General features: G+C 62.0%; 12 protein-coding genes and 2 pseudogenes. 6 read left to right on the top strand and 8 right to left on the bottom strand.

The window, feature by feature from the left end:
- Positions 1-71: 71 nt before the first annotated feature.
- A pseudogene (locus QZM15_RS09060) lies at positions 72-248 on the bottom strand (integrase); the annotation flags it as partial.
- A gap of 345 nt (positions 249-593) precedes the next feature.
- On the opposite strand from QZM15_RS09060, the gene QZM15_RS09055 reads away from it, so the two are divergent.
- The 3 genes from QZM15_RS09055 to QZM15_RS09045 all read left to right on the top strand — a co-directional run bounded on the left by QZM15_RS09055 (position 594) and on the right by QZM15_RS09045 (position 2,599).
- Positions 594-932: a hypothetical protein gene (locus QZM15_RS09055; protein ID WP_226227104.1), complete on the top strand. Its 339-nt coding sequence runs from the start codon at positions 594-596 to the stop codon at positions 930-932.
- The gene (locus QZM15_RS09050; RefSeq protein ID WP_226227103.1) at positions 919-1,746 is read left to right on the top strand and encodes a hypothetical protein; all 828 of its coding nucleotides are present in this window, start codon (positions 919-921) and stop codon (positions 1,744-1,746) included. Before QZM15_RS09055 ends, QZM15_RS09050 begins: the two co-directional genes overlap by 14 nt.
- 247 nt (positions 1,747-1,993) lie before the next feature.
- The gene (locus tag QZM15_RS09045; RefSeq protein ID WP_302106235.1) at positions 1,994-2,599 is read left to right on the top strand and encodes a hypothetical protein; all 606 of its coding nucleotides are present in this window, start codon (positions 1,994-1,996) and stop codon (positions 2,597-2,599) included.
- Positions 2,600-2,647: 48 nt separating this feature from the next.
- On the opposite strand, the gene QZM15_RS09040 is transcribed toward QZM15_RS09045, so the two are convergent.
- The 7 genes and pseudogenes from QZM15_RS09040 to QZM15_RS09010 all read right to left on the bottom strand — a co-directional run bounded on the left by QZM15_RS09040 (position 2,648) and on the right by QZM15_RS09010 (position 7,475).
- A complete protein-coding gene (locus QZM15_RS09040; protein ID WP_226227101.1) occupies positions 2,648-3,052 on the bottom strand; it encodes an MbcA/ParS/Xre antitoxin family protein in 405 nt (134 codons plus the stop codon).
- Positions 3,053-3,325: 273 nt separating this feature from the next.
- The gene (locus QZM15_RS09035; protein ID WP_302106234.1) at positions 3,326-4,534 is read right to left on the bottom strand and encodes an MFS transporter; all 1,209 of its coding nucleotides are present in this window, start codon (positions 4,532-4,534) and stop codon (positions 3,326-3,328) included.
- A gap of 106 nt (positions 4,535-4,640) precedes the next feature.
- On the bottom strand, positions 4,641-4,775 hold the full coding sequence (locus tag QZM15_RS09030; RefSeq protein ID WP_302106363.1) for an ectoine synthase: 135 nt from the start codon (positions 4,773-4,775) through the stop codon (positions 4,641-4,643).
- 77 nt (positions 4,776-4,852) lie between these two features.
- Positions 4,853-4,930, bottom strand: a pseudogene (locus QZM15_RS09025) (L-ectoine synthase); the annotation flags it as partial.
- A gap of 483 nt (positions 4,931-5,413) precedes the next feature.
- A complete protein-coding gene (locus tag QZM15_RS09020; RefSeq protein WP_302106233.1) occupies positions 5,414-6,148 on the bottom strand; it encodes a polysaccharide deacetylase family protein in 735 nt (244 codons plus the stop codon).
- 23 nt (positions 6,149-6,171) lie between these two features.
- Positions 6,172-6,324, bottom strand: coding sequence for a hypothetical protein (locus tag QZM15_RS09015; RefSeq protein ID WP_155634572.1), 153 nt, complete (start codon positions 6,322-6,324; stop codon positions 6,172-6,174).
- Entirely contained in the window at positions 6,321-7,475 is a 1,155-nt protein-coding gene (locus tag QZM15_RS09010; protein ID WP_302106232.1) for a glycosyltransferase, read from the bottom strand. The genes QZM15_RS09015 and QZM15_RS09010 overlap by 4 nt, the downstream gene beginning before the upstream one ends.
- Positions 7,476-7,970: 495 nt before the next feature.
- On the opposite strand from QZM15_RS09010, the gene QZM15_RS09005 reads away from it, so the two are divergent.
- From QZM15_RS09005 to QZM15_RS08995, 3 genes are all read left to right on the top strand, one after another.
- The gene (locus tag QZM15_RS09005; protein ID WP_059581262.1) at positions 7,971-9,269 is read left to right on the top strand and encodes a dicarboxylate/amino acid:cation symporter; all 1,299 of its coding nucleotides are present in this window, start codon (positions 7,971-7,973) and stop codon (positions 9,267-9,269) included.
- Positions 9,270-9,725: 456 nt separating this feature from the next.
- Complete coding sequence (locus tag QZM15_RS09000; RefSeq protein WP_302106231.1) at positions 9,726-11,660, top strand: SMP-30/gluconolactonase/LRE family protein; 1,935 nt, start codon at positions 9,726-9,728, stop codon at positions 11,658-11,660.
- A 342-nt stretch (positions 11,661-12,002) separates the two neighbouring features.
- Positions 12,003-12,845 (top strand): peptidylprolyl isomerase, encoded by an 843-nt coding sequence (locus QZM15_RS08995; RefSeq protein ID WP_302106230.1) that lies wholly within the window; start codon positions 12,003-12,005, stop codon positions 12,843-12,845.
- The last annotated feature ends 15 nt before the right edge of the window (positions 12,846-12,860 follow it).

Below are 12,860 nucleotides of genomic sequence, written 5' to 3'. Positions count from 1 at the left end.
ACCTCCGAGCGATGCCGCGTGTGAAAGGCGGCTCATGACCGGCAAGAGACCGCTCGCCGGCCGTGATGCCATCAGACCTCCGTCTGCTCTGCCATCTCAAGGGCATCGTCGACATCGATGCCGAGATAGCGAACCGTGCTTTCCAGCTTCGTATGTCCGAGTAGTAACTGGACGGCGCGAAGGTTTTTCGTTCGCTGGTAGATCAATGAAACCTTTGCGCGGCGCATCGTGTGGGTTCCGTATGCTGAAACGACCTCATGCCATCACGACCGTGAAGTGCCGCTGTTTGCGCTGAACCGCCGCTGGAATGAGCCTGCGTCGACGATGGTGAATGGCTGAGGCGGCGGAAGTTCGAACGGACACTGCTAAACTCCACCATGAAGATGACTTACGACCGTTACCTGACACAGCATTACCGCACCTGCGAATTTATATCGAAAGCCATTCACCAGTGATGCATCAGTAGTAGCAACACCGCTTGGCTTGATGGGCATGCGACGAATGACCTACGCCGCAGGCTACGCCAATTTCTGCGGCCGAGGGTCTAACAACTATGATTGAGGCGCCGGACGAAGATGTGCGAGCCATCTAAGTTGGCTGATGATTGGGTTATAAAGGGGTGCCACATTCACGTCAACGGCGTCGAGCTCACCGTCGTGTCAGATCACAACGCGCGTGTTGACTTCAAGGAGGTCTTCTCGATGACGCCGAGCGACAGGTTGGAGAAAGCGATCAAGTACGCCCGGGAGCATTGCCTTCCGGATCCCGCGATGCGGCGCCGCTGGATAGACAGACTAGATATGGCGCGCGCTTACATGCTCGGCTACGACGGCGGCGAAGAGCTAGCGAGCCGCGCCAACGGCCGGATGTTTGAGTTCAAAATGCTACGTATCGCGATTGAAAGATGGGAGCAGACCTATGGCAACAATTAGTGAATTTCTGAGGACGGGTCAGCTCGGTCCTGTCACGCTTGGTCTCGAATCGAACGTCATAATGAAAGAGTGTGGCGATCCCGATGCAATCTCCAGAAAGTCGAACCCGCTGATTTTCCGATATGGACCGATCCATTTCACGTTCTCACGAGGATCGACAACCCGACAGTTCCGATTGGTTGACATAGCAGTGTTAGTAGACGAACGCGTACAAGAACTCAAGGGAAAACTTCGGTTTGAGGATTTCTCTATTTGGCCGAGCCCTACTCGACAAGCATTTTCTGACTTCCTTGATCGCATCGAATACCCGCCGATCCTAGAAAGAGACGAGGATCTTCAATTTCCGTCGGGCGTGACTGCAGAGTTCACCCAACAGCGCTTGAGCGCATTGCGGTTTGCCAGGAAGGAACAAAGAGTGCGACCGTCAACGCGCGTGAGCATTGACCGTGAGCCGAGTCTCGAACAGATCGAAGATATGATGTCCGAGGCTAAGCGCGCCCATCGTGCAAATGCTCCTCGTGCTGCATTGCTGATCGCTTGGGCCGCTACCGAAGCTTTGTTACGCCGAATGGCGCTACGGCAACTGGAAGGGCATATTGACCCGCAACCAAACATGCTTGTCCGCCGTTTAGCGGACGCCGGGGTCATAGGTAAGCGCGAGTTGTTTTTGCTCGAACGGATTAGGCAGATGCGCCTAGCTAGCGCTCATGGATTGTCACTTCCGTGGGACGATGCGCTACTCCGCTCCCTATTTTCGATAACCGAAGAATTTCTGTCACTGGCACGCACCGGCCAGAGCGACGAATCTGCGTGAATCGCAATGCGTCTTTGGGAGACCAGCTATACGTTCACCCGAACGACTGCTTCACTTTCACTTCGGCCGCCGTCTTCGCCACGAGTGCTATAGAACAAATGAAAGGCTGCGTGGTGCATTCGCTGCACAAGAAAAGAACGCGGGGATCACGATGCATTACGCATGCTCGCGTGGCCGAGCCCCAAGCTCGGGTTGATTTCTCCAGCGAGCGATTCAAAATCCAATAAAACAACGTCTCGGGGTAAAAATGAAACCGTCCGATGCTGTTCAACTGGTGAAAGATGCCGTCAGCAATGCCGCCACCGCAGGAGCAGCGTCCATACCCGTTTCGAACCTCAACGCCTATCTGGATGGTCTCATCAAGGCCTTGAACGAGAGTGAGACTGGAGGCCACCAGAAAAGCGACGAGCAGATCAAGCACGAGTTGGAAGTGTGGAAGACGCAAACGTCGACCGACCTGGCCTTCGGCGTCGAACTGTTGAAAGGGACAATCGAGGCCGGCCAGACCGCTGTCAGATCAGCAATTGCAATCAACGGAGGGGCCGCGGTGGCAATGCTAGCCTTTGTTGGCAATGCCATGACGAAATGGCAAACCGGAGGGCCATTGCTATCGAAAGTCGGGGTCGCCATGCTCGTCTTTGTCTTAAGCGCAGGCTTTGGCGGGACGGCAGCGGGCTTTCGGTATCTCACCCAGTTTTGGTACAGCGAGGCGCGATATGCAGGGGCCAAGAAGGACCGCATGCTGCGATACGGTGGAGTGGCCAATGTGGTTTCGATTCTGCTCGGCGTCTCCTCTTTTGCGGGCTTCTTTGTAGGCGGCGTACTCGCTTATCGCGCGATCGCCACGTACTGATGGCTGGATAGCCGTTATTTTGCAGACCTGCAACGTGTGTACCCGACCCTATCCAGCCGCGCCGGCCTCGAGCGATGTGACGTAACGCAGCAGGTCTTCGGTGCGCCCCTCCGATATCAACTCTTCGGCAGTCTTGTAGCCGAAGGTCGGCAGCGGTTCATTGCGATACCAAAACAGCGTGCTTCGTAGGTCTCCGGAGATATCGGTTGCAGCTCGGATGACCCGGAGCGCGTCTCGAAGGTACTTTTGCACACTTTCGGAGCCAGCCAAGCGGCTTACCGTATTGCGGTGTACATGGGCCAGCCGTGCGAGTGTTTGCATATCGATATGCAGGGCAGACGCGAAGCGTCGCGCCGAGATGATGGGCGCGATACTCTCCGAATCCTTCAAAGACGCCATGAACTGGTCGAAATCGAGAGGGGGCGTTGAATCCTGGGCCAGATTGGGGTTCACGGCAGATTTCTCGGCGCACACTATGGGCACATTTATAGCACAAGCAGTGTCGACTGTGCTGGCCGTTGAAACGCCCGCCCATGACGCTGCTTGTCGCTAAGTTCCGTCGAGACACCTAGGCAGGGCCGTGACATTCCCAAGGACGACTTTTCTGAGAAATCCCGGGGCCACGGACATCTTTTTTGAGACGAGAGGCATGTAGATTTCTCAAAAAAGATGTCCAAGTCCTTGATCTGTCTACAGGCCCAAAGACACCTTTTTTGAGAGCCAACATTATTTGTGTGGGCTCTCAGAAAAGATGTGGTCTTTTCGAACGCGGGGCGCGAGCGAGACCAGCAACCCGAGGCAACCCATGCACACGGATAGCACCATGATCACCGTGTCTGGTCCGAAACGCGTCGAGAACACGCCTACCGCGACGCCCGCGAGCGGCTGTGTCATGTTGTTGAGGAGGATGACGACGCCCGTCGTCTTGCCGTAGTCACGCGCGGGGATGATCTTCTGCCGCGTGCTGCGGATGTACACGTTGAACATCTTGTCGAACCCGACGATCAGCAGGAAGCCGAGAACGTACCCCGCAATTCCCGAGCTGGCTGCCGCGATCACGCCGCCGACACAGATCGAACCGAAGCCGACGAGGCCGAGGATGCGCCGCGGGACATGCAACCTCGCCGTCATCAACAGAATCGCGATCGTCACGCATGCGCCTGCCGTTTGCAGTCCTGCATAATAGCGTCCGCTTTCGTGATGAAAGCCGGTGACCATCGCAGCGGATGTCGCGAGCGTGACGCCGATCACGAGGTTCTCCGCGGCAGCCAGCATGATGACGGACTTGAGGCCCGGCAGATGGACGACGTGAGACAAGGCCGTCTTGATCGGCTTGAACCAGGTGCCGTGCGAACCTTCCGGCATCGCGAATTCGAACGCGCTGGCCTTTTGCCAATAGGCGAGCGCGACGTCGGCTGTGACGAACAGCACGGCCGCGGCCGCCACGACGAATTCCCAGCGCCACCAGGACAGCAGAATCGCCGCGAGCATGGGGCCAAGCACCAGGCCAAGCTGGTCGGCCAATTGCGAATACGACAGCACTTTTTCGAAGCGATGGCTGCTGAATATCTGCGGCAGCATCACCTCGCGCGCAACGATGCCTTGACTCGTCAGCATGCCGCACAACGCGGACAGCGCGATCAGCCATCCGATGCCGCCGACGAGGTCGTAGGCGGCGACGCCCGCGACGCATACCGCCGCGCGGAGAACCTGACTGACGCGCATCAGCTTCGTGGGCGAATACCGGTCGCAAAGCGCGCCGAGAAACGGGAAGCACAGGTATCTCGGCAGTGTTTCGAGCGAAAACGCGATGCCCGACCAGGACACGCGTCCTGTCATCTGAAAGATGACCAGCGGCACCAGAAACAACAGAATCTGGTCGGCGAGGCGGGCAAGGAAAAGCGAATGGAAAAAGGCTTGATGCTGGGCGCGCACGAACGGTCACCTTTCTTTTGCGCGGAGCACGCGATGCATGCGCGCTCCCGCGGACGTTGCCGGGGGGCTGCTACCCCGTGGCCTCCCGGAATGAGCGTATCGGGCCTCAGTAATCGGATGCTTCTGCAGATTCCGGGTTATGCCGTTCGTGTCCCTTGAGCGGGGGATTGAAGACACTGACAAGCACCAGATCCCCGTCATTGCCGCCGCGCAGATAATGCTGGTCGTGTTGATCGAGCACGTAGATGGTGCCCGGGGGATCGGAAAGACGTTGCCGTTCATGCCCTCGACCTCGCCTTCGCCCGCAATGCAATAACAGGCTTCGAGATGGTTGCGGTATTGCAGCAGCGATTCCGTCCCCGCGCGCACCACCGTATGGCACACGCCGTAGCCCATGCCGTCCTTTTCCGTCAATCAGCGACGGCTTGTGCCGGACCCCATTCGACAAGCCGTCCGTCTTTCTCGACATCTCTCAGGTTCCTGATAAACAGCATTCCTTTCCTGTGTGTAAGAAATTATTGTCCTGCTCTCAGCGGAAGCGAACCCACGAAGAAGCAAGCCAGTATCCGTAACTGGATGGCCCGCTAGATCATGTAGTTTTTCAACATTAACCGCGGACGGCCAGGCTGGTCAAGGACGGAATATGGGGGGAATTTCGGGTGCTTATCCAAATCTGACTTGAGCGTGTTGATGGCGGAACTGAATAAGTGGGTTGTAGTTTATCTACATTTTCTGTGGGCTGCGTGGCGTGTGGTCGACAGGACGATTCGCGCTGGCCGGCTCTCGTTCCTGCTCACCGCGTGGATCTGACGGCGAGGGTCGTCCGTGCGCGTGCATGGCATGAACGGGTATCGAGATGTCGTCGTATGACGACGCATGCTACCCGCCCGCCGCAACCCGCCCCTTCACACATTTGAACCACAGCCTCGCAGCCCCGCCCCCACCCGCGACCGGAATCCGCGGCAACAGAAACGAATCGTCGGTCGCACCGGCGCATCCGCGCCGGGTCGTCGTCGCATTGCCGTAACCGGCGGCGATGACCTGGTCGCGCACGCGTGCGTCGAGATCGCCGTACGGATAGCAGAACGATTCGACGCATTGGCCGCTCAGCATTTCGAGCTGCCGCTTCGATTCGGTCAACTGAAACGCCGATACATGTGACGGCGCGTACGACAGGGCCACATGATCGAGCGTATGCGAGCCGATTTCATGGCCGTGATCGCGCCACGCGAGCATGTCCGCGCACGTCATTAGCGGCGAGCGCGCAGTCGGCGCACCGGCATCCCAGTCGTTCGCGCCGCCGAACCGACCGGCGACGAAATAGCAGGTCGCGGTGAACCCGAGCGCGTCGAGCACGGGCATCGCATGCGTCAGCACGTTGTGAAAGCCGTCGTCGAACGAGATGCCGAAGACCTTGCCCTGCCGTTCGCCGCGCAGGTACGGCTGCAGTTCGCGCACGCTCAACCCGCGGTAGCCGAGCCGCCTGAACAAGGTCATCTGGCGGCGGAACGCGTCGGGCGCGACGCTCAGGCTGCGCAGTCGGTCGGTCGGCGGCGGGAGCGGGCGGATCTGGTGATACATCAGGATCGGATAGCGTGGGGTGCGCGCAAGCATCGGTGGATCGCAGGAAAGTGTGGTTATGCAGCCTTGCGGAAAATCCGCAGGGTCTTGAAGTCGCCAATCTCGGCGAAATCGGCATGCGCGGCCCACTTCGCGATGATCGGCTCGGCTTTCCGGTAGGCCGACGATTCCTTGTGGCGCCGGTCCCGGTACTTCTTCCAGATATTCATTGCCATTTCGCGGATCTCAACGAGGTCACCCAGCGGGAGGAGTTGTGTCGAACCGAGTGCTGATAAACGGACAAGGTCGCGTCGACGAACGCGTCGAACGAGAACTCTCGCTTGCCTTTCAGCCGCGCGCTGCGTCCCATCGCGCGGACGCGGCCCGGATCCTCCGCGATCGCGCGCAGGATCGCTTCGATCGCCGCGGGCTCGCGTGGCGGGACGACCCAGCCGTCCACGCCCGGTTCGACGTTCTCGGGCAGCCCGCCCACGCGCGTCACGATCGCGGGGCAGCCGAGCGACATCGCTTCGCGGCACGCATACGACAGGCTCTCGTGATACGACAGCACGAACGACACGTCGATGATCGAGAACGGCGCCCGCACATCGTCGAGTCGCCCGGTGAACGCGGTACGCGACGCCATGCCGTGCCGCGCGAGCTGCTCGCGCTGTTCGCCGGATGGCTCCGCGCCGACCAGCAGCACGCGAAACCGCTCCCGTTCGGTTTCGGGCAGGCGGCCGAGTGCGGCGATCAGGTCCATCCAGCCTTTTTCTGGCGCGGTGCCGGCGCTGCTGCCCAGCACGATCGCATCCGCGCCGGCCGCGCCGAACAGCGCGATCTTGCGGCGGCGGATCTCGTCGGCCGCCAGTCGTTCGGCGGCCGGCCGGCGCACGCCGTGCTTGACCACCGTGACGTTGCCGTATGGCGAGCGCAGCGCGAGCATGCTCGCGACGTAGTCGCTGACCGCGATCGTGTGGTCAGTGGCCAGCCGGGCGCGCAGCAGGTTGCCGAAGCTGTCGGCGCGATAGGTGTTGTGCTTGGTCAGCACGACCGCGGGCCGATATCGGCAACCGAGCAGCGCGAGCATGACCTGCCGGTGATCGGCGGACCCGTTTACATGGATGACATCGAAGCGCTCGGCGGCGATCCGCTCGCGCAGCCGGAGAATCTCGCGGCACAGCCGGTTCCAGCGCGGCTTGAATTCCATGTCGAAGATGGCCACGTCGGGAGTGTCCTTCAGCAGTCGCGACAAGCGGCTGCCTTCCGGCGACGCGACGGTTACGCGGTGATGACGGCTCATCGCGACGGCGAGATCGCGGACGTAGGTGTCCTGTCCGCCGCCATAGTCGCCGTGGAAGTTGGTGTAAAGAATGTTCATCACGATGCCGCTTTTTCCCGATCCTTCATTTCAAGGAATACTGACGAAATGAATCACTCGGCCTGATGGAAGCCATGACGCGAACGCGGTCCCGCATTTCCCGCTCGGAATTGCGCGTTGACGTCGATGCACGATGTCGACGCGAATCATTTCCAAATATTACAGACCGTTTACGTGCCGTAGTGTCGAGGTCTGCGCAGGTTTGTGAGAATGTGTCGCGATCGCTCGATCATGTCGCTGCCCGCGTGACGATTTCCGACGGGGCGGGCGTGGCAGGCGTCCCCTTCCCGGCGGGGTTCAGGACGCAGATCAACCCGTGCCGCTTTCAGATTTGAAAGCCGGCGAGCCATTTGCGTTAGAATGCCCCCCCTGTCCGCCATGGCGAGCGCCGATAGCGGGGAGGTCGCACCCAGAGAGACGTGGGTTTCGATTCGCAGCCGGACGCGGAAGCTGTGCCAGCCGTTAGCAACATACGCTTTGTGATTTGGATTACTAATGAAGAAGAAGCACAACATCACCAGGTACATCGTCGTCGCGATGATGCTGGGTATCGCCGTGGGTTACGCCTGCCATAGCGCGTTTCCCGACCCGAAGATGGCGAAGGAGGTCGCCGGGTACGTGTCGTTGCTGTCCGACGTGTTCCTGCGCCTGATCAAGATGATCATCGCGCCGCTGGTGTTCGCGACGCTGACCGTCGGCATCGCGCAGATGGGCGACGGCAGCGCGGTGGGCCGCGTGGGCGTCAAGGCGTTCGGCTGGTTCTTCATCGCGTCGTTCACGTCGCTGCTGCTCGGCCTGCTGACCGCGACGATCCTGCAACCCGGCAGCCACCTGAGCCTGCCGCTTCCGGCATCCGATGCGGCGCTCAACCTGAAGACGGGCGCGTTCACGCTGAAGGATTTCGTCGTGCACCTGGTGCCGAAGTCGATCGCCGAGGCGATGTCGAACAACGAAATCCTGCAGATCGTCGTGTTCTCGATCTTCTTCGGCTCCGCGCTGTCCGCGCTCGGCGAAGCGGGCAAGCGCCTGACCGCCGTGATCGACGATCTCGCGCAGGTGATGCTGAAGGTAACGGGCACGGTGATGTGGTTCGCGCCCGTTGCGGTGTTCGCGGCGCTCGCGTCGACGATCACGACCGAAGGGCTCGGCATCCTGCTCACGTTCGCGAAGTTCATGGCGAGCTTCTATCTGGCGCTCGCGCTGCTGTGGGCCGTGCTGACGCTCGCCGGCGTGACGTTCCTCGGCAAGCGCGCGTTCACGCTGCTCCGGCTGATCCGCGAGCCGTTCCTGCTGTCGTTCGCGACGGCCAGCTCCGAGGCCGCGTATCCGAAGCTGCTGGACGCGCTCGACCGCTTCGGCGTGAACCGCAAGATCTCGAGCTTCGTGCTGCCGATCGGCTATTCGTTCAACCTCGACGGCTCGATGATGTACTGCACGTTCGCGGTGCTGTTCATCGCGCAGGTGTACGGCATCCATCTGCCGCTCGGCACGCAGATCACGATGCTGCTGATGCTGATGGTGACGTCGAAGGGGATGGCCGGCGTGCCGCGCGCGTCGCTCGTCGTGATCGCGGCGACGCTCAATCAGTTCAACCTGCCCGAAGCCGGCTTGCTGCTGATCATGGGCGTCGACATGTTCCTCGACATGGGGCGCTCGGCCACCAACGCCGTCGGCAACTCGATCGCGGCGGCCGTAGTCGCGAAGTGGGAAGGGCAGCTCGACGCGCCGCGCGATGGCGACGATCCGGACGGCGCGCGCGTCGCCGAGGTGAAGGTGAGGGAAACGTCGGCTTGACGCACGGCAATGCGGTGGCGCAAACGCTGCATTGCCTGACCCGCAGCAAATGATATTCGCCGGCCTGGATTCGACACGGATTCAGGCCGGCGTTTTCATTTGGGGACAGTGGATTTTTCCCGATACTGCCGAAATGGCATTCGCCGTTTCAATCCATCGTCGTTGAATCCCCGGCGATATTCCCGGCGGCGAATGCCTGATTTTCTCCATTTCCGATCCGGCGCGTAAGTGACCATTTACTGACGCGAAGCCGCGCTCGCCGCAAGCGCGGGCGATTCGCAATTTTTTTCGATTTATATAACGCTATTCTCGCCCTGCGCATTATCGAATGCATGCCGTACGTCATACCGACTGCGCCGGATGATTCAGGGAAGAATTTACATCTCGCGGACTTCAAGCCATCTGGCCGGCCGATCCTTCATGTGAATGTTTGTCTCATTCAGGAGAGCCTCCGTCATGGTCGCCAGACAACGAATCCGGGCCGCGCTTGTTGCCGCGGCGATCGCTGCATGTGCATCGGCCGCGCATGCAGCCAACACGACCGACTGGATCGCGAACACGTACGGCACGCTCGCGGCGCACGTCGGCAACGTGGCGCGCGCGATGTGGGTCGCGCCCGAAGGCGTGATCTACACGGCGTCGATGTGGGACGAGGACGAAGGTGGCGTCGCGATCTACCAGAACGGCAAGAGCATCGGCTCGATCGGCGCGCATTCGGAATTCCAGGGCAGCGCGATCACCGGCAACGCGACATCGCTGTTCGTCGCGCTGCAGCCCGGCAAGACCTACGGCAGCGGCGCGGTGGGGCGCTACAACCGCGCGACGAAGTATCGCGACCGCGTGATCCAGATCAGCGCGGCGACCAACCAGCCGCGCATCGACGTCGTCACCGGGCTCGCGACGGCCGGCTCGCTGTTGTATGCGAGCGATTTCTACGGCAATCGCGTGCGCGTGTTCACGACCGATGGCGTGTGGCAGCGCGACATCGGCGTGTCGGCGCCGGGCGCGCTCGCGGTGGACGGCGCGGGCAACGTGTGGGTCGCGCAGAAGCGTGCCGGCTCGATCGTCGGCTTCAGCCCGACCGGCGCGCTGCTGAACACGATCCGCATGCCGGCCGGGTCGCAACCGTCGGCGCTGTATGTCGACGCGGCGGCCGGGCAATTGCTGGTGGGCGACGAAGGTCCGGACCAGAACATCAAGCGTTATTCGATCTCGGGCCGGCCGGCGCTCGTCGGCACGTTCGGCGTGCGCGGCGGCTATCTCGACACGACGACGGGCATCAAGGGGCAGGTCGGCCCGCAACGCTTCACGCGCATCGTCGGGATCGGCAAGGACACCGGCGGCAATCTCTATGTGCTCAACAATCCGTGGGGCGGCAGCTGGGATCTCGGCCGCAATGGCGCGACCGACATTCACGCGTACAGCAGCACCGGCAGCCTGCGCTGGACACTGCAGTCGCTGAACTTCGAAGGCATCGCCGCGCCGGACCCGGTCACGGACGGCGCGCTGTTTTACGGCGGCACGCACATCTACAGCGGCAGCGCGGGCGGCAAGTTCGTCGCGAACACCGTCGACCCGTTCACGTATCCGTCGGACCCGCGCATCAACATGAGCGACACGCAGCGCGACGAACACTTCGGGCTGCTCACGTCGGTCGGCGCGAACCGGATTCTCGTCGCGGCCGGCCAGAACCCGCCGGTCTTCTACTTCTATCATTTCAACGCGGCGAACGGTTACGTCGCGATTCCGGACGGCTCGCTTCCCGGCCCTGCGTTCAACACGACGCAGCGCGTGACGGGCGGCTTCAGCCTCGACAGCCAGGGTGGCGTATGGGCAGGCCTCGACAAGACCGGCGCGATCACGCATTACCCGCTGACCGGCTTCGACGCGAACGGCAAGCCGTCGTGGGGGCCCGGCGTCGCGACCCGCATTCCGGCCAGCATCCAGCCGCTCACGCGCATCGTCTATCTCGCGGACAGCGACACGATGGTGCTCGCGCAGGGCGCGCTCGGCAGCAACGACTGGACGTCGATCGGCACGCGCATCGAGGTGTATCACGGCTGGCGCGCGGGCAACACGACGAAGCCCGACCCGGTGATCACGCTGCCGCACAGCGGCGCGAAATCGATCGACGCGGCGGGCAACCATCTGTTCGTCGGCTACTGGTTCAGCAGCAGCGGGCCGCTTTGGCCGAACGTCGACGCGTTCAACCTGACCACGGGAAGCCTCGACACGACGCTGGTCAACACGAGCCCCGCGACCGTCGATACCAGCAGCGCGATCGATGCGATGTACAGCATTCGCGCGTACCGCCGGTCGAACGGCGAGTACGTGGTGATGAAGAACAACGTGAAGGGGAACAGCATCACCGTGTACCGGTGGACGCCATGACATCGATCACGCGTGCGCGGCCGCTGTCCGCCGGCCGTGCCCGCGCGGCAACGACGGGATTCACCGCGTGTCGCCGGACGTCCATCGTGCTTCCACGCAATTTCCGCATCGCGCGTGCGTAATGAGCGGCGTGCGCAACGCGCGCCTCACCGCCCGCCGGGCGGTCGTTCCCAACCACACGGCGCGGAAAGCCCGATCCGGGCACAATAGCGGCGGCACCGGCGGGAGTGCGCGTGCACACGACGATGAACCGAATCGACCGACCGGTTGCGCCGGCACATTGCCGCGCCGGTGAACTTGCGCGGCAGCCCGATGCCGCGATTTTTGAGCCGAAGTGACGACATGACGAAAATGAAAACGACACCGAACCGCCTGTTGCTGATCGCTGCGCTAGCCGGCGCGCTGACGGGCCCCGTCCACGCGGAAACGGCGGCGGGCGCGGCGACCGTCGCGACCGTCAACGGCACGCCGATCACGCAGGCCGACGTCGATACGCTGCTGCGCGCGTCCGGGCAAGCCGATTCGCCGCAGATCCGCGAGGCGATCAAGAATCAGCTGATCACGCGCGTGCTGGTGCAGCAGGCGGCCGAGAAGGCCAACTACGCGGACAAGCCCGAGGTCAAGGCGGCGATGCAGCAGGCGAAGGTGACGGCCGAGGTGCAGCTGTACCTGCGCGACAACGTGAAGCCCGAGCCCGTGACAGACGAGCAGGTCAAGGCGCGCTACGACGAGCTCGTCGCCGCGCTCGGCAAGAACGAATACAAGCCGCGCGTGATCGTCGTCAAGGATCCGGTCGCGGCGGCCACCGTGCTGAGCGAGTTGAAAGCGGGCAAGTCGTTCGACGGGCTCGCGCGCCAGTACAGCGTCGCGCCGAGCCGCGATACCGGCGGCGAGCTGCCGTGGGTGAGCTTCAACACGCCGGCGGCGGCGGGCAAGACGGCCGGGTTGCCGCAGCCGGTCGCGCAGGCGCTCGAGAAACTGCCCGTCGGCGCGGTGACGAAGGATTCGATTCCCGTCGATGGCGTGCGGGCGATCGTGAAGCTGGATGCGAAGCGGCCGACGCAGGTGCCGGCTTTCGAAACCGCGAAGCCGACGCTTCAGCAGCAGTTGCAGGCGATCGCGGTCGAGAAGGCGAGTGCGCAGATGATCGGCAACCTGCTGAAGGACGCGAAGATCACGCAGTAACAGAAATGTGGCGGC

This window comes from Burkholderia sp. AU44665, assembly GCF_030504405.1.
Lineage (GTDB): Bacteria > Pseudomonadota > Gammaproteobacteria > Burkholderiales > Burkholderiaceae > Burkholderia > Burkholderia semiarida.
Note: the sequence above shows the minus strand (reverse complement) of the source record. Positions and strands in the feature narration are given on the sequence as shown.

Coding starts and splice junctions, on each gene's coding strand:
- QZM15_RS09045 (WP_302106235.1), top strand. CDS start 1,994: ATGAAACCGTCCGATGCTGTTCAACTGGTGAAAGATGCCGTCAGCAAT.
- QZM15_RS09015 (WP_155634572.1), bottom strand. CDS start 6,324: ATGAATATCTGGAAGAAGTACCGGGACCGGCGCCACAAGGAATCGTCG.
- QZM15_RS09020 (WP_302106233.1), bottom strand. CDS start 6,148: ATGCTTGCGCGCACCCCACGCTATCCGATCCTGATGTATCACCAGATC.
- QZM15_RS08995 (WP_302106230.1), top strand. CDS start 12,003: ATGACGAAAATGAAAACGACACCGAACCGCCTGTTGCTGATCGCTGCG.
- QZM15_RS09010 (WP_302106232.1), bottom strand. CDS start 7,475: ATGAACATTCTTTACACCAACTTCCACGGCGACTATGGCGGCGGACAG.
- QZM15_RS09000 (WP_302106231.1), top strand. CDS start 9,726: ATGGTCGCCAGACAACGAATCCGGGCCGCGCTTGTTGCCGCGGCGATC.
- QZM15_RS09050 (WP_226227103.1), top strand. CDS start 919: ATGGCAACAATTAGTGAATTTCTGAGGACGGGTCAGCTCGGTCCTGTC.
- QZM15_RS09005 (WP_059581262.1), top strand. CDS start 7,971: ATGAAGAAGAAGCACAACATCACCAGGTACATCGTCGTCGCGATGATG.